Raw genomic sequence first — 318 nt, 5'->3', positions numbered from 1 at the left:
CGCAAGAAATTTACTACTGATTGATGCGCGACCATCACCCCCTTGGGCATCCCCGTCGAGCCCGAGGTATAGATCACATACGCCAGGTGCCGCGCCGTCAAGCCCAGCAGCGCAGGGTCGGGGTTGTACGATGCTTGACGCGCCATGGCCGCGCCATCTTCCGCGCGATCGAGCAGCAGCACAGGTATCGCCAATCCCGCTTCGGCCGCAGCCGGCAGGCGCTCTTGCATGCCCGTCTGCGTCAGCAGCGCCACCGGCATACTGTCTTGTAACATGTATGCCAGACGCTCCTGGGGATAGCTCGGGTCGAGCGGCACA

At 63.2% G+C, this 318-nt stretch carries 1 protein-coding gene; it reads right to left on the bottom strand.

What is annotated here, in order from left to right; genetic code table 11:
- Positions 1 to 318: AMP-binding protein (locus tag KVP70_RS33555; protein WP_217946753.1), on the bottom strand; the 318-nt coding region annotated here is incomplete at both ends.

This window comes from Duganella violaceipulchra (assembly GCF_019166075.1).
Taxonomy (GTDB): Bacteria; Pseudomonadota; Gammaproteobacteria; order Burkholderiales; family Burkholderiaceae_D; genus Rugamonas; species Rugamonas violaceipulchra.
Note: the sequence above shows the minus strand (reverse complement) of the source record. Positions and strands in the feature narration are given on the sequence as shown.